The following is a 14,382-nucleotide window of genomic DNA, read 5'->3' as shown; positions in this document are numbered from 1 at the left end:
ACGTGGCCCCACGCGTCTCGATCGTCATCCCCGCATACAACAACGCCGACTACCTCCAGGAGACGGTCGACTCCGTGCTGGCGCAGACGTACTCCGACTTCGAGGTCGTGATCGCGGACCACTCCTCCACCGACGGCACGTGGGCCGTCATGCAGCGCTACGCCGACGACCCGCGCGTCCGCCTGCTCCGCACCGAGGCGGGCGGCGGGGCCCTCCGCAACTGGAACCGGGTGAGCCAGGAGGCGCGCGGCGAGCTGATCAAGCTCGTCTGCGGCGACGACCTCCTCTACCCCACGATCCTGGAGCGCCAGGTGGCCGAGCTGGACGCGTCGCCCTCCGTCGTGCTCGTCGCCTCCCCGCGGGACATCGTCGACGCCGACAGCCGACCGGTCGTGCGCGACCACGGCGTCTCCGGCGCCCGCCTCGCCATGTCCGGGGCCGCGGCCGTCCGCCGCACCATCCGCTCGGGCACCAACATCTTCGGCGAGCCGGGCTGCGTGCTCATGCGCCGGGCCGACCTCGAGGCGGTGGGCTGGTGGGACTCCCGCTGGCCGTACCTCATCGACGAGACCACGTACGCCAAGGTGCTGCTCCGCGGCGACTTCGCGTCCGTCGGGCCCACGGCCCTCGCGGGCTTCCGGATCTCCGACTCCCAGTGGAGCGTCCGCCTCGCCGGCGAGCAGGCGAGCGCTGCCGCGGGCTTCCACCACTGGGTCCTCGAGGACCACCCGCACGTCGTGTCCCGGGCCGACGTCCTGCTCGGCGACCTGATGGCCCGCGCCAAGGCCCTCTCGCGCCGGCTCGTGTACCTCTACCTCGGCCGACGCATGTCGCGTGCGGCCGGGAGCGCCGCGTGAGCGCCCTCGAGCAGCAGGGAGCGACCGACCCCGTGCTGCCGCCCGACCACTCCGTCTCCGTCGTCATCCCCGTCTACCAGGGCGAGCTGACGCTCGAGGCCCTGCTCGCGGAGATCGAGCCCTTCACGCAGCCGCAGATCTCGCGCGACGGCCACAGCTACGCCGTCACCGAGGTCCTCCTCGTGTTCGACAACGGGCGCGACGGATCCCCCCGCGTCATCCGCGAGCTGAAGCGCCTCCACCCCTTCGTCCGGCCCATCTGGCTGAGCCGCAACTTCGGGCAGCACGCGGCCACGCTCGCGGGCATGGCGTCCTCCGGCGGCGACTGGATCGTCACGCTCGACGAGGACGGGCAGCACGATCCCGGCTTCATCCCCGACATGCTCGACGTCGCGATGCGCGACCTGGCGTCCGTGGTCTACGCGAAGCCCACGAACTCGCCGTCGCACGGGTTCCTGCGGAACGTCGCCTCCCGCGGCGCCAAGGTGGTGCTGAACGCCATGTCGTCCGACCAGGACGCCGAGCAGTTCCAGAGCTACCGGCTGATGCTCGGATCCGTCGGCCGCAGCGTCGCCGCCTACGCGGGCTCCGGCGTGTACCTCGACATCGCGCTCGGCTGGGTCGCCAACCGCGTGTCCACCTGCCCCATCACGCTGCGCGACGAGGGCGAGCGGCAGTCCGGCTACTCGTCGCGCCGCCTCTTCTCGCACTTCTGGCGCATGGTGCTCTCCAGCGGCACCCGCGGCCTCCGGGCCGTGAGCGTCCTCGGGGTGCTCTTCCTCGCGGTCGCGCTGGTGTTCGTCATCGTCATCGTCGTCAGCCGCCTCACCGACAACTCGGTGCCGGCGGGCTGGGCGTCGACCATCGTCACGATCCTCGCGTCGAGCGGCATCATCCTGTTCTCGCTGGGGATCATCGCGGAGTACGTGGGCGTCGCGGTGGGCATGGCCCAGGGCCGTCCCGCCTACCTGATCGTGCGCGACCCCCTCGACGGACCGCACGGCCGACCGCCGCGCGGGCACGTGTGACCGCGCCCGTCCCCGTCTGGGTCATCGGCGCCCGGGGGCTCCTCGGCGCCTCGCTCGTCGACGCGCTGACGGCCGATCCGCGCTGGGCGCCCGTCGCGATGGAACCGCTCCCCTGGTCGACCCCGGACGAGCGCGTGATGCGCCGAGCCGCGCGGACCGGGGCCGAGCGGCTCCTCGAGGCCGGTCGCGCCGCCGGCGCCTGGGCCGTCATGTGGTGCGCGGGCGCCGCCGTCACGGGCAGCACCCGGGAGCAGCTGGAGCACGAGCTCCGGCAGCTGGATGCGGTGCTCGATGAGATCGCCGGCGCCGCGACGGCCGCCCCCGCGCCGGGCGGCGCGCTGTTCTACTCGTCGTCCGCGGGCGGCGTGTACGCGGGCGCCGCGCGTCCGCCGTTCACGGAGGCGACGGAGCCCCGCCCCCTCGCGCCGTACGGCGAGGCGAAGCTCCGCGCCGAGGCCCTCGTGCGGGCGTTCGGCGAGCGCGCCGGGGTCAGCACCCTCGTCGGCCGCATCGCGAACCTGTACGGGCCGGGCCAGGCCGTCGGCAAGCCGCAGGGCCTCATCACGCAGCTCGCGCGCGCGAACCTCTCCCCCACGCCGGCGTCCATCTACGTGCCGCTCGAGACGGTGCGCGACTACCTCTACGCCGACGACTGCGCGCGGCTCGTCCGCGACGCGACCGCGCGGCTGCTGGGGCTGCCCGCGAGGACGCACGTCACGAAGATCCTGGCGTCCGGGCAGCCGGTCACGATCAGCGCGCTGCTCGGGCACTTCACCGCGCTCGGCAAGGCGCGCCCCCACGTCATGCTCGGGCTGTCGCCGCTCGCGGGCTACCAGGCGGTGGACCTGCGCCTCGAGAGCGTCGTCTGGCCGGACCTCGACGCGCGGGACACGATGCCGCTGCCCGCGGGGATCCACATCACCGCGCAGGCGCTCATCGCCGGCATGCAGTCCGGCGAGCTCACCCCGCGCTGACGCGGGGTGAGCTCGCCGGGACGCTACGCGTCGAGCAGCGTGACGAGGTAGCGGCCGTAGCCGCTCTTGATGAGGGGACGGGCGAGCGCCTCGAGGGCGTCGCGGTCGATCCAGCCGGCGCGGTACGCGATCTCCTCGATGCAGCCGATCTTGAAGCCCTGGCGGTCCTCGATGACCTTCACGTACTCGGACGCCTGCATCATGCTCTCGAACGTGCCCGTGTCGAGCCACGCGGTGCCGCGGTCGAGGACCTGCACGCGGAGGCGGCCGGCCTGGAGGTAGTGGTCGTTGACCGCCGTGATCTCGAGCTCCCCGCGCTCGCTCGGCTGGATGCCCTTGGCGATCTCCACCACGTCGTTGTCGAAGAAGTAGAGGCCGGGGACGGCGTACGCGCTCTTCGGCTGCGCGGGCTTCTCCTCGATGGAGACGGCCGTGAAGTCGTCGTCGAACTCGACGACGCCGTAGGCCGTCGGATCGGCCACGTGGTACGCGAAGATCAGCGCGCCGTCGATCTCGGTGTTCTTCCGCAGGCTCGTGCCGAGGCCGGCCCCGTGGAAGATGTTGTCGCCGAGGACGAGGGCCACCGAGTCGTCGCCGATGAACTCCTCGCCGATGACGAACGCCTGCGCGAGGCCGTCGGGCGAGGGCTGCACGGCGTACTCGATGCGCATGCCGAGGTGCGAGCCGTCGCCGAGCAGGGCCCGGAACTGGTCGTTGTACTCGGGTGTCGTGATGATGAGCACCTCGCGGATGTCCGCCATCATCAGCGTCGACAGGGGGTAGTAGATCATCGGCTTGTCGTAGATCGGCATCAGCTGCTTGCTGATGCCCTTCGTGATCGGCCAGAGCCGGGTGCCGGAGCCGCCGGCCAGGATGATGCCCTTCATGGGTCAGCTCACCTTCTGCGAGTCGTGGAAGGCGCGCATGTCCGACCAGGTGGGGAGGAGACCGGCGGCCGCCGCCTCCGCGAGCGTGGGGGCCTCGAGGTCCTTCGGGGAGAGCAGCGCCTCGCCCGCCTCCTCCGGGAAGCGGAGGTCGAGGTCGGGGTCGAGCGGCGTGATGCCGTGCTCGGCGGAGGGGTTGTAGACGTCGCTCACGAGGTAGGTCACGGCGGCGTCGTCGGTCAGCGCGACGAAGCAGTGGCCGAGGCCCTCCGAGATGTAGACGGCCCTGTGGGTGTCGGTGTCGAGCCGCACGCTGTCCCACTGGCCGAAGGTCGGGGATCCCACGCGGATGTCGACGACGAAGTCGAGCACGGCGCCGGAGACGGCCTTCACGTACTTGGCCTGGCCGCGCGGCACGTCGGCGAAGTGGATGCCGCGCACGACGCCGCGCTTCGACACGCTCATGTTCGCCTGACGCAGGTCGAGCGGATGGCCCACGACGCGCTCGAGCTCGTCGAACCGGTACCACTCGAGGAACACGCCCCGGTCGTCGGTGCGCTGGACGGGGGTGATCTCGTAGCCGTCGGGCACGGCGAGCTCTCGGATCTGCACGGGTCGGAGTCTAGCAACGGGCCGATCAGCGGCCGGGGCCGCCGCCGCCCCGCGCACGCCGGAAGGAGAACCAACGGTGCCCGACGTAGCTGATGAGCGTGATCGCCACCACGATGAGCGCCTGCGCGACGAGGCGCGGGACGCCGACCGCGACGAGCAGCGGCAGCGAGACGGCGTTGAGCGAGATGGAGACGACGTAGACGGAGACGAAGCGCGCGAGGTCGCGCAGCACGTGTCCCCGCACCCGGAACACGAGGTGGCGGTAGAGGACGAATGCCACGAGCACGGCGACCGCGTAGCTCCCGGCGAGCGGCACGAGGGATCCGAGCACGGGCTGGCCCGCCGCGTCGAGCGCCGCGCCGGCCGTGGCCGCGAGCCCCGCGAAGAGGAGGAACGCGAAGGCGGTGTTGAAGCCGCCGACGAGGAGGAACGCCACGCGCTCGTCGCGAAGGAGCGCGCGGATGCGGGAGGCGGCCATGCACGCATCCTGCCGCCTCGCGCCCGGACGTCCGCCCGGCGACCCGCGCCTCCCCCGCACGGGGACGTGGCCCGCCGGGCCGTCGCCGGTACACTCGCAGGCGGTCCGCCCCCCGATCAGCGCGGACTCTCCCCCGACGTCGGCCCACCCGCCCGGCGTCTCGACGACAGGACACACCCCATGAGGATCCTCGTGACCGGCGGCGCCGGCTTCATCGGCTCGAACTTCGTGCGCCACGCGCTCTCCGACGACTACGCCGGGCTCGAGGGCGCCGACGTCGTCGTGCTCGACGCGCTCACCTACTCCGGCAACCTCGAGAACCTGGCCTCCGTCAGCGACTCGCCGCGGTACACGTTCGTCCAGGGCGACATCCGCGACGACGCCGTGCTCGACGAGTGGGTCCCCCAGGTGGACGCGGTCGTGCACTTCGCCGCCGAGAGCCACGTCGACCGCTCGGTCCGCGACGCGAGCATCTTCGTCGAGACCAACGTGCTCGGCACGCAGAAGCTCCTCGACGCCGCCCTGCGCCACGACCTCAAGCGCTTCGTGCACGTCTCCACGGACGAGGTCTACGGATCCATCGCCGAGGGCTCGTGGGATGAGTCGCGGCCGCTCGAGCCCAACTCCCCCTACTCCGCCTCCAAGGCCGGCAGCGACCTGCTCGCCCGCTCGTACCACCGCACGCACGGGCTCAACGTGTCGATCACGCGCTGCTCGAACAACTACGGGCCGTACCACTTCCCCGAGAAGGTCATCCCGCTGTTCGTCACGAACCTCATCGACGACAAGCACGTGCCGCTGTACGGCGAGGGCCTCAACATCCGCGACTGGCTGCACGTCGACGACCACTGCCGCGGCATCGCGCTCGTGCTCGTGCAGGGCGCGCCCGGCGAGATCTACAACATCGGCGGCGGCACCGAGCTCACCAACCGCGAGCTCACGCAGCTGCTGCTCGACGCGACCGGCCGCGACTGGTCGTACGTCGACCGGGTCGAGGACCGCAAGGGCCACGACCTCCGCTACTCCGTCGACATCTCCAAGATCCAGCGGGAGCTCGGCTACGCGCCGCAGGTGCCGTTCGAGCAGGGCCTCGCCGACGTCGTGCAGTGGTACCGCGACAACCGCTCCTGGTGGGAGCCCCTGAAGCAGCGCGCCGAGCTCCCCGCGTGAGCCGAATCCTCGTCACCGGCGGCCGGGGCATGCTCGGGCAGGACCTCCTGCCCGCGCTCGCCGCACACGACGTGACCGCGCCCGCGCGCGCCGAGCTCGACATCACCGACGAGGCGGCGGTCCGCGCGGCGGTCGCCGGGCACGACGTCGTCGTCAACCTCGCCGCCTACACCGCGGTGGACGCGGCCGAGGAGCACGAGGACGAGGCGCGGGCGATCAACGCGACGGGCGCCGGCGTCCTCGCGCGCGCCGCGGCCGAGGCGGGCGCCCGCATCGTGCATATCTCCACCGACTACGTCTTCGACGGATCCGCCACCTCCCCCTACCCGGAGGACGCGCCCCACGCGCCCGTCTCCGCCTACGGCCGCACCAAGGCCGAGGGCGAGCGGCTCGTGCTCGACGGCCACCCGGAGGGCGCGAGCGTCGTCCGCACCGCCTGGCTGTACGGCGCGGGCGGCCCCTCCTTCCCCGCGACGATGCTGCGGCTCGCGGCATCGCACGCGACGGTCTCGGTGGTCGACGACCAGCGCGGCCAGCCGACCTGGACGGTCGACCTCGCGGCCCGCATCGCGGAGCTCGTCGAGCAGGGCGCGCCCGCCGGCGTGTTCCACGGCACGGGCTCGGGAGAGACCACGTGGCACGGCCTCGCGCACGCCGTCTTCCAGGAGGCGGGGCTGGATCCCGAGCGCGTGCTGCCGACCGACAGCGCGTCCTTCGTGCGCCCCGCACCCCGCCCCGCGTACTCCGTCCTCGGGCACGACGGGTGGGCGCGCGTCGGCCTGGCGCCGCTGCGCGACTGGCGCGAGGCGCTGGCGGCCGCCGGCGGGCACGGCGTCCTCCGGGCACGCTGACGGCTACACTCGTGTCCGGTCCGATCCCGGACGCCTCCGCCGCCTCCGCTCCGCGCCCCGCGCGAGCCCCACGCAGTCCGAAGGGCACCACCGAAGTGTCGAGCATGACGAGTTCCGAGTCCCGGGAGTTCTCGAGGCCCGGCACGGGCGCGGGACTGCTGGACGTCTACCGCCGCCGGTACCTCCTCTCCCTGCTCGTGCGCAAGGAGGTGCAGGTCCGGTACCGCGGGTCGGTGCTCGGCTGGCTCTGGTCCTACGTCAAGCCCGCGGCGCAGTTCGCGGTGTTCTTCGTGGCGATGGGCGTGTTCCTGCGTCTCAACCAGAACCAGGTCAACTACCCGATCTACCTGTTCTCGGGCATCATCCTCATCAACTTCTACACGGAGGCGTTCTCCAACTCCACGAAGTCCCTGGTGGACAACGGCGCGCTCATCAAGAAGATCTACCTGCCGCGGGAGCTCTTCCCCGTCTCCAGCACCTTCGTGGCGCTCGTGAACTTCCTGCCGCAGCTGGTGATCCTGCTCGTCGTCTGCCTCTTCGTGGGCTGGGCGCCGACCCCGGTGCAGGTGCTCGGGATCCTGCTCGGCGTCGCCATCATCGGCACGCTGGCCATCGGCCTCGGCATGCTGTTCGGCGCCGCCAACGTGTCGTTCCGCGACTCGCAGAACTTCGTCGAGCTGATCGTCATGGTCGTGGTGTGGGCGTCGCCCGTCCTCTACCCCTTCGCGCAGGTGCGCGACGTGCTGCCCGACTGGCTGCTCGTGGTCTACCAGCTCAACCCCGTGACGGCGGCGGTCGAGCTCTTCCACGCCGCCTTCTGGTACCCGACCACGGACGGCACGGGCGAGCTGCCGCCGAACCTCTGGATGTACGGGTTCATCGCCCTCGGCGTCTCGCTCCTGAGCCTCCTGCTCGGGCAGCTCGTCTTCAAGAAGCTGGAGGGGCGCTTTGCCCAGGACCTCTGAGTCGGACGCGCTCCCGCGCATCATCGTGGAGAACGTGCGCAAGTCGTTCCTCCTCCGCCACACGCACTCCATCAAGGAGACGGTCATCGCGGCCGTCCGCCGGAAGCCGCTCGCCAGCACGTTCGACGCGCTGGAGGACGTGAGCTTCTCCGTCCGCCCCGGCGAGTCGGTGGCGCTCCTCGGCTTCAACGGATCCGGCAAGTCCACGCTCCTGAAGCTCATCTCGGGCGTCTACCAGCCCGACAGCGGCGAGGTGCTCGCCCGCGGCCGCATCGCGGGCCTCATCGAGGTGGGCGCGGGCTTCCACCCCGATCTCTCGGGCCGCGAGAACATCTACCTCAACGCCGCGATCCTCGGCATGGAGCAGCACGAGATCGACGCGCGCTTCGACCAGATCGTGGCGTTCAGCGAGATCGAGAAGTTCATCGACACCGAGGTGAAGCACTACTCCTCGGGCATGTTCCTGCGTCTCGCGTTCTCGGTCGCCATCCACACCGAGGTCGACATCCTGCTGGTGGACGAGATCCTCTCCGTCGGAGACGAGCCCTTCCAACGGAAGTGCCTCGCGAAGATCCGCGAGCTCCACGACCAGGGCAAGACGCTCGTCGTCGTCAGCCACGACCTCGACATGGTGTCGGACCTCTGCGAGCGCGGGATCCTCATCCAGTCGGGCCGGGTCGCGTTCGACGGGCCCTCGAAGGACGCGGTCGAGCGGATGCGCCAGGGCTGACCCCGCCGGGCGCTCCTCCCGCCTCCCGCGCACGCTCGCCGGTACGATGGTCCTCCCGCGGGCCGACCCGACACCCGCGCGATGGAGGACCGTGACCACCACGCTGCGCGTGATCATCGACCAGCTGACCGGCCCGACGCCCGGCGGCATGGGCCGCTACGCCGAGGACCTGACGAGCGCCATCGTCGCCGCCACCCCGAGCGGCTGCGAGGTCGAGGGCGTGGTCTCCGCGGTCACCCCCGAGCAGACGGCCGACCTGGAGGAGCGCCTCCCCGGCCTGGCCCGGATCACGCGCGTGCCGCTCCCCCGCCGCGAGCTGTCGCGCGCGTGGCAGCTGGGCCTGCCGACGCCCGGCACGACGGGCATGGTGCACGCGCCGGGCCTCCTCGCTCCGCTGCGCCGCCACGACCGCGTCAACACGCACGACCAGATCGTCGCGACCATCCACGACGTCAACGCGTGGACGCACCCGGAGAGCATGACCAGCGCGTCCGTCTCCTGGACGAAGGCCATGGCCAAGCGCGCCCGCAAGCACGCCGACGCCGTGGTCGTGCCGTCGCACGCGCTGGCCGAGGAGCTCGCCCGCTACGTCGACCTCGGCGACCGCGTGCGCGTGATCGGCGGGGCCGTCAGCCCGCGGATCGCGCTGCCCGCGGATCCCGCCGCCCGCGCCGCCGAGCTCGACCTGCCGGCCGACTACCTGCTCACGGTGGGCAGCCTCGAGCCGCGCAAGGGCGTGCAGGCGCTCGTGCAGGCGCTCGCCCGGCCCGAGACCGGCGACCTGCCGCTCCTCATCGTCGGCCCCGCCACGTGGGGCGACGTCGAGCTGGCGCAGGTGGCGGACGAGGCGGGCGTCGACCCGTCGCGCGTCCGCAGCCTCGGGTCCCTGTCGGACGGCGACCTGGCGGTCGCCCTCGACCGCGCCACCGTCTTCGTGCACCCCAGCCTCTCGGAGGGCTTCGGCCTGCCGGTCGTCGAGGCGCTGTCGTTCGGCACGCCCGTCGTCCACTCCGACGCCCCGGCCCTCCTCGAGGTGGCGGCCGACGCGGGCGTCGTCGTGCCGCGCGAGGACCCCGACGGGTACCCCGAGCGCCTCGCGCACGCCATCGGCGGCCTGCTGTCGGACACGGCGGCGCGCGAGCGCCTGTCCGTCGTCGGCCAGGACCGCGCCCGCGCCTTCAGCTGGCGCGACTCCGCCGAGAAGGTCTGGCAGCTGCACGCCGACCTCTAGGGGCCGGGTCCGAGGGACCGCGGCTCAGCCCGGGGAGCCCTCGGCGAACTGCTGCTGGATCGCCTCGCGGATCGCCGGGAAGTCCGGCTTCTGCGAGTCGAACCGCGGCGGCACGATCTCCAGGTCGTCGATCGGCTGGTCCTTCGTCTTCAGGGCGAGCTGCGTGAAGTAGCCGAGCATGCCGCGCGGGATGTCCGTCTTCACGACCTGCGTGCCGGCCTCGGCGATCGCGTCGAACTTCGTGAGGACGTTCGCCGGGTCGAACTGCTGCACCACGGCCTGCTGCACCTCGCGCTGGCGCGCCATGCGGTCGTAGTCCGTGGTCTGGTAGCGGGATCGCGCGTACCAGAGCGCGTGGTACCCGTCGAGCTTCTGCTGGCCGGGCTCGATCCACTCGGGGATCGGCACCGGGTTGAACCACTCGTCGTGCCCCGAGCCCATGCCGATGCGGCGCTTCACGTCGACGTCGATGCCGCCGAGCGCGTCGACCATCTCCGAGAAGCCCTCCATGTCGATGAGCGCGTAGTACTGGATGGTGAGGCCCGTGACGCCCTCGACGGCCTCGCGCATCGCCTCGATGCCGGGCAGGCTCCCCTTCTCCTTCGCGTCGGGGTAGAGGTCCTGCTTGTAGACCTCGACCTCCGTGTAGATGGAGTTGAGCATGCACGCATCCACGTCGCAGCGCTGGTAGCCCTTCGGGTAGCGCTCCTGCAGCGGCGACCCGTCGGAGAACGGCACCTTCTCCATGTCGCGCGGGAGGCCGACCATGGTGGCGCGGCCGGTGTCCGCGTCGATGCTCACGACGGTGATGCTGTCGGGGCGGAGTCCCGCCCGGTCGGTTCCCGCGTCGCCGCCGAGCAGCATGATGTTGTAGCGGCCGTCGACGGGCGCCTCGCTGGCGTAGTCGCCGAAGATCCCGCCGAGGGCGCCGCGGCCGACGCCCACGATGTAGGCCGCGTACCCCGCGGATCCCGCGGTGCCCACCATCAGCAGCACCGACAGCGCCGCGATGACCGGGCGGGCCCGCGGCGCGACGCGGATGATGCGCGCGAGCCGCAGGGTGTCGAGCGCGAGCACGACCCAGAGCACGGCGTACGCGGCGAGCGCCGCCTGCAGCAGGACGAGCAGCCACTCCTGCGACACCAGCTGGATCAGGGCGCCGCGGGCGAAGAGCGCGAGGCCCCCGATCACGACGGCGAGGCCCCACACGACGAGCGTGGAGGCGAGGCCCACGCGGCCGAGGCGGCGGTTCCCCGCGAGGACCTGCGCGGATCCGGGGATGAGGACGTTCAGCACGACGAGCCACCAGGCGCGCGTGGTCATGATGCGCGGCGACCGGCTGTCGGGGTGCCGGATGGGCTGGGTGAGGCTCACGCGCGCGACGTGACCTTCTGCTGCAGCGCGACGTTCTTGCGCTCCACGAGCTCGGCCAGCTCGGCGCGGTGGCGCGCGAGGGCGTCGGCGATGCGCTCGTCGGAGGTGGAGAGGATCCGCGCGGCGAGGAGTCCCGCGTTCTCCGCGCCGCCGATGGACACGGTCGCGACGGGCACGCCGGCGGGCATCTGCACGATCGAGAGCAGGGAGTCGAGGCCATCGAGCGTCCTCAGCGGCACGGGCACGCCGATGACGGGGAGGGTCGTGACGGAGGCGATCATGCCGGGCAGGTGCGCGGCGCCGCCGGCTCCCGCGATGATGACGCGGATGCCCCGCTCGCGCGCGGACTGCCCGTAGGCGATCATCCGCTCGGGCGTGCGGTGCGCGGAGAGCACCTCGACCTCGTGGGCGATGCCGAGGGCGTCGAGCGCGTCGGCGGCCTTCTCCATCACGTTCCAGTCGGAGTCGGAGCCCATGACGAGGCCGACCAGTGCAGGGGTGTCGGGATTCACGGGCTCCATGCTAGGTGCCGCGCTGCGGGTGCCCGGCCCCGCCGCGCCACGCAGCCCGCGCGCGACCTGCCGCCGACGCGCGGACGCGGGTCAGCCCCGGAAGAACGCGGCGGCCGCGCGCGCCCGGTAGGCGGTCTCGTCGAGGTCGTCGCCGACCACGGTGACGTGCCCGACCTTGCGACCCGGGCGCGGGTCCTTGCCGTAGAGGTGGAAGCGCGCCTCGGGCTGGTCGGCGAACGCCCTCGGGTACCGGTCGGCGAGGGTGCCCTCCTCCGGCCCGCCGAGGACGTTGATCATGACCGACCACGGCGCGAGCGGGCGGGTGGATCCGAGGGGCAGGTCGAGCACGGCCCGCAGGTGCTGCTCGAACTGGCCCGTGACGGCGCCGTCCATCGACCAGTGGCCCGTGTTGTGCGGGCGCATGGCCAGCTCGTTCACGAGCAGGCGGCCGTCGACGGTCTCGAACAGCTCGACCGCGAGCACGCCCGTGACGCCGAGCCCCTCCGCGATCCCGCGGGCCATCTCCTCGGCCGCCTCACGCAGGCGCGGGCTGGCGCCGTGCGCGGGCGCGATGACCTCGGCGCACACCCCGTCGCGCTGGATGGACTCCACGACGGGCCACGTCGCGATCTCCCCCGAGGGGCGCCGCGCGACGGACTGCGCGAGCTCGCGCGCGTAGTCGACGAGCTCCTCGGCGAGCAGCGCGTCGCCCGCGCCGAGCCCCTGGAACCAGTCGTCGGCGTCGTCCGCGGATCGGACGACCCGCACGCCCTTGCCGTCGTAGCCGCCGCGGGGCGTCTTCACGACCGCGACGCCGCCGTTGTCGGCGAGGAACGCGGCGAGCGCGTCCCGGTCGGCGACGCGCGCCCAGACGGGCACCGGCACGCCGAGCGCCTCGAGGCGCTCGCGCATGAGGAGCTTGTCCTGCGCGACCAGCAGGGCGTCGGGCCCCGGGTGCACGGCGACGCCCTCGGCGACGAGCGCGCGCAGGACGTGCTGGGGGACGTGCTCGTGGTCGAAGGTGATGACGTCGACCTCGCGCGCGAAGGCGCGGACGACGTCGAGGTCGCGGTAGTCCCCGACGGCGGTGGCGGCGAGCCCCGCGGACATGCCGTCCGCCTCCGCGAGCACGCGGATCCCGATGCCGAGCTCCACGGCGGGGGCGATCATCATCCGGGCGAGCTGGCCGCCTCCGACGACTCCGACGGTGGGCGTCATGGTGTCCTCTTCCTCCAGGTGGGTGGGCCCGCAGGCGCCTGCGGGCGGCGGCGCGTCGGCCGGCGACCGGTGACGACCGGTGTCAGCCGGTATCGTGGGCCGTCGCGCCACCCGCCATCCTCCCCCATCCCGGACGGACCCCGCCCATGTCCCCACGCCGCTCCCTGGCGTCGCTCGGCGTGCAGGTCGCCCGCTTCGGCCTCGTCGGCGGCCTCGGGTTCCTCGTGGACCTCGGCGTCTTCAACCTCCTGCGCGCGACCGTGCTGCACCCCGACGCCCTCGAGGCGGGGCCGCTGCTCGCCAAGGTGGCGTCGACCGTCGCGGCCATCGCCGTCAACTGGGTGGGCAACCGCTACTGGACCTTCGGCGACCAGCGCACCACGCGCCGCGGCCGGGAGGCGCTCGAGTTCCTCGCCGTGAGCCTCCTCGGCATGGTCATCGGCCTGGCGTGCCTCTATGTGTCGCATTACGTGCTCGGCCTCACCTCGCCGCTCGCGGACAACGTCTCGGCCAACGTCATCGGGCTCGGGCTCGGATCCGCGGTGCGCTTCGTGCTCTACCGCCAGTGGGTCTACTCCCCGGCCCGGCGGCACGCGGCTCCGTCCGCGTCCGCGTCCGCGGAGCAGGAGCCTGTGTCCGACCGGGAGCGCGTCCCCGCCTCCTGACGCCCGCGCGAGCTGGACGCGACGGACGGCGGCACCGCGCGCCGCCGGGTCAGCCGCGCTGCCAGGGCTGGGTGTCGTCCGGCCACACGTCGGGCTGCCGCCACGCGGCGTCCCCCGGGCGCCCGCGCCGCGACTCCTCCTGGCGGCGGCGCTCGGCCACCATGTTCGCGTTCTCCTCCATGAGGTCCTGCAGCGCCTGCACGACGAGCACGGCCGACGGCACGTCGCGGAGGACCACGGGCGACTCGAGCCCCGCGTTGATGGTCACGTGCCCGCTCCGGTGCAGGTGCTGCAGGGGCCCGCGGCGGAGGGTGACGTCGTAGCCGCGCGAGTGCAGCAGCTCCTGGCGGGTGCGCACGAAGAAGCCGTGCGAGACGATGAGCCGGCGGGTGGTCACCGTGTAGCGGCGGTTCAGCCAGACGAGCACGGGCAGCAGCGTGACGAAGACCGTGACGCCCGCGAGCGCCACCAGCAGGAGCGCGTTCTCCCAGGGCTCGGGGAACCAGGCGCCGAAGTAGCCGGCCGTGAGGCAGGTCGCGATCAGGAGCAGCACCGGGAGGGTCAGGGCGCGGCCGTGCGGGCGGAGGCGCACGAGGACGCGCTCGGGGTCGGCGGTCGCGATCTGCTGCGGGGGCGCGGCGGGCGGGGCGGCCGGACGGCCGAGGCGCGGATCCACGTCGTGCGACGACGTGAGGCGGCCCGCCTCGTCCTCGGCGACGCGGCGGCGCTCCTCCTTCTCGGCCCGGCGACGGGCCCGGCGTCCGCCGCGGACGGGGAGCGCCCGTCCGCCTTCGCCGGGTGCGTACCGCTGCGTGTCACCCGTGTGCGCCATG

16 protein-coding genes are annotated in these 14,382 nt (G+C 72.8%); 9 read left to right on the top strand and 7 right to left on the bottom strand.

Annotated features, from left to right (window positions below):
• Positions 1 to 2: 2 nt before the first annotated feature.
• The 3 genes from ACT7CP_RS04875 to ACT7CP_RS04865 are packed head-to-tail and all read left to right on the top strand — an operon-like array spanning position 3 to position 2,859.
• On the top strand, positions 3 to 857 hold the full coding sequence (locus ACT7CP_RS04875) for a glycosyltransferase family 2 protein (protein ID WP_413963874.1): 855 nt from the start codon (positions 3 to 5) through the stop codon (positions 855 to 857).
• Positions 854 to 1,885 (top strand): glycosyltransferase, encoded by a 1,032-nt coding sequence (locus tag ACT7CP_RS04870; RefSeq protein WP_445443582.1) that lies wholly within the window; start codon positions 854 to 856, stop codon positions 1,883 to 1,885. The genes ACT7CP_RS04875 and ACT7CP_RS04870 overlap by 4 nt, the downstream gene beginning before the upstream one ends.
• Positions 1,882 to 2,859: an NAD-dependent epimerase/dehydratase family protein gene (locus ACT7CP_RS04865; protein ID WP_445443581.1), complete on the top strand. Its 978-nt coding sequence runs from the start codon at positions 1,882 to 1,884 to the stop codon at positions 2,857 to 2,859. The genes ACT7CP_RS04870 and ACT7CP_RS04865 overlap by 4 nt, the downstream gene beginning before the upstream one ends.
• A gap of 23 nt (positions 2,860 to 2,882) precedes the next feature.
• Here the strand turns inward: ACT7CP_RS04865 and rfbA are convergent, their stop codons facing one another.
• Genes rfbA through ACT7CP_RS04850 form a run of 3 tightly spaced genes read right to left on the bottom strand, consistent with a single transcriptional unit; the run spans position 2,883 to position 4,833 of the window.
• On the bottom strand, positions 2,883 to 3,746 hold the full coding sequence (rfbA, locus tag ACT7CP_RS04860) for a glucose-1-phosphate thymidylyltransferase RfbA (protein WP_413963871.1): 864 nt from the start codon (positions 3,744 to 3,746) through the stop codon (positions 2,883 to 2,885).
• A gap of 3 nt (positions 3,747 to 3,749) precedes the next feature.
• A complete protein-coding gene (locus ACT7CP_RS04855) occupies positions 3,750 to 4,355 on the bottom strand; it encodes a dTDP-4-dehydrorhamnose 3,5-epimerase family protein (protein ID WP_413963870.1) in 606 nt (201 codons plus the stop codon).
• Between the two features lie 25 nt (positions 4,356 to 4,380).
• Positions 4,381 to 4,833: a GtrA family protein gene (locus ACT7CP_RS04850; RefSeq protein ID WP_445443580.1), complete on the bottom strand. Its 453-nt coding sequence runs from the start codon at positions 4,831 to 4,833 to the stop codon at positions 4,381 to 4,383.
• A 180-nt stretch (positions 4,834 to 5,013) separates the two neighbouring features.
• On the opposite strand from ACT7CP_RS04850, the gene rfbB reads away from it, so the two are divergent.
• The 5 genes from rfbB to ACT7CP_RS04825 all read left to right on the top strand — a co-directional run bounded on the left by rfbB (position 5,014) and on the right by ACT7CP_RS04825 (position 9,780).
• Positions 5,014 to 6,003 (top strand): dTDP-glucose 4,6-dehydratase, encoded by a 990-nt coding sequence (gene rfbB / locus ACT7CP_RS04845; RefSeq protein ID WP_445443579.1) that lies wholly within the window; start codon positions 5,014 to 5,016, stop codon positions 6,001 to 6,003.
• Entirely contained in the window at positions 6,000 to 6,854 is an 855-nt protein-coding gene (gene rfbD, locus ACT7CP_RS04840; RefSeq protein WP_445443578.1) for a dTDP-4-dehydrorhamnose reductase, read from the top strand. The genes rfbB and rfbD overlap by 4 nt, the downstream gene beginning before the upstream one ends.
• Before the next feature lie 95 nt (positions 6,855 to 6,949).
• Positions 6,950 to 7,819, top strand: coding sequence for an ABC transporter permease (locus tag ACT7CP_RS04835; RefSeq protein ID WP_445443577.1), 870 nt, complete (start codon positions 6,950 to 6,952; stop codon positions 7,817 to 7,819).
• Entirely contained in the window at positions 7,803 to 8,549 is a 747-nt protein-coding gene (locus tag ACT7CP_RS04830; protein WP_307502805.1) for an ABC transporter ATP-binding protein, read from the top strand. The genes ACT7CP_RS04835 and ACT7CP_RS04830 overlap by 17 nt, the downstream gene beginning before the upstream one ends.
• Before the next feature lie 91 nt (positions 8,550 to 8,640).
• Entirely contained in the window at positions 8,641 to 9,780 is a 1,140-nt protein-coding gene (locus ACT7CP_RS04825; protein ID WP_445443576.1) for a glycosyltransferase family 4 protein, read from the top strand.
• Between the two features lie 24 nt (positions 9,781 to 9,804).
• Here ACT7CP_RS04825 and ACT7CP_RS04820 read toward each other — a convergent pair whose 3' ends face one another.
• From ACT7CP_RS04820 to ACT7CP_RS04810, 3 genes are all read right to left on the bottom strand, one after another.
• Positions 9,805 to 11,154 (bottom strand): LCP family protein, encoded by a 1,350-nt coding sequence (locus tag ACT7CP_RS04820; RefSeq protein ID WP_445443575.1) that lies wholly within the window; start codon positions 11,152 to 11,154, stop codon positions 9,805 to 9,807.
• Positions 11,151 to 11,675, bottom strand: a complete 525-nt coding sequence (gene purE / locus ACT7CP_RS04815) for a 5-(carboxyamino)imidazole ribonucleotide mutase (RefSeq protein ID WP_445443574.1) — start codon at positions 11,673 to 11,675, stop codon at positions 11,151 to 11,153. Before purE ends, ACT7CP_RS04820 begins: the two co-directional genes overlap by 4 nt.
• 81 nt (positions 11,676 to 11,756) lie before the next feature.
• Positions 11,757 to 12,884 (bottom strand): 5-(carboxyamino)imidazole ribonucleotide synthase, encoded by a 1,128-nt coding sequence (locus tag ACT7CP_RS04810; RefSeq protein WP_445443573.1) that lies wholly within the window; start codon positions 12,882 to 12,884, stop codon positions 11,757 to 11,759.
• A gap of 146 nt (positions 12,885 to 13,030) precedes the next feature.
• Here ACT7CP_RS04810 and ACT7CP_RS04805 point away from each other — a divergent pair, with 146 nt between their 5' ends.
• Positions 13,031 to 13,549: a GtrA family protein gene (locus ACT7CP_RS04805; protein WP_445443572.1), complete on the top strand. Its 519-nt coding sequence runs from the start codon at positions 13,031 to 13,033 to the stop codon at positions 13,547 to 13,549.
• Positions 13,550 to 13,598: 49 nt separating this feature from the next.
• On the opposite strand, the gene ACT7CP_RS04800 is transcribed toward ACT7CP_RS04805, so the two are convergent.
• Positions 13,599 to 14,381, bottom strand: coding sequence for a PH domain-containing protein (locus ACT7CP_RS04800; RefSeq protein ID WP_445443571.1), 783 nt, complete (start codon positions 14,379 to 14,381; stop codon positions 13,599 to 13,601).
• Position 14,382 lies beyond the last annotated feature (1 nt).

This window comes from Clavibacter rahimiani (assembly GCF_052654495.1).
This window is presented reverse-complemented; position numbering and strand designations above follow the sequence as displayed.

What these genes read in the sequence shown, in the direction of transcription:
- rfbA (WP_413963871.1), bottom strand. Translation starts at nt 3,746, where the DNA reads ATGAAGGGCATCATCCTGGCCGGCGGCTCCGGCACCCGGCTCTGGCCG.
- ACT7CP_RS04850 (WP_445443580.1), bottom strand. Translation starts at nt 4,833, where the DNA reads ATGGCCGCCTCCCGCATCCGCGCGCTCCTTCGCGACGAGCGCGTGGCG.
- rfbB (WP_445443579.1), top strand. Translation starts at nt 5,014, where the DNA reads ATGAGGATCCTCGTGACCGGCGGCGCCGGCTTCATCGGCTCGAACTTC.
- purE (WP_445443574.1), bottom strand. Translation starts at nt 11,675, where the DNA reads ATGGAGCCCGTGAATCCCGACACCCCTGCACTGGTCGGCCTCGTCATG.
- ACT7CP_RS04810 (WP_445443573.1), bottom strand. Translation starts at nt 12,884, where the DNA reads ATGACGCCCACCGTCGGAGTCGTCGGAGGCGGCCAGCTCGCCCGGATG.
- ACT7CP_RS04805 (WP_445443572.1), top strand. Translation starts at nt 13,031, where the DNA reads ATGTCCCCACGCCGCTCCCTGGCGTCGCTCGGCGTGCAGGTCGCCCGC.
- ACT7CP_RS04800 (WP_445443571.1), bottom strand. Translation starts at nt 14,381, where the DNA reads ATGGCGCACACGGGTGACACGCAGCGGTACGCACCCGGCGAAGGCGGA.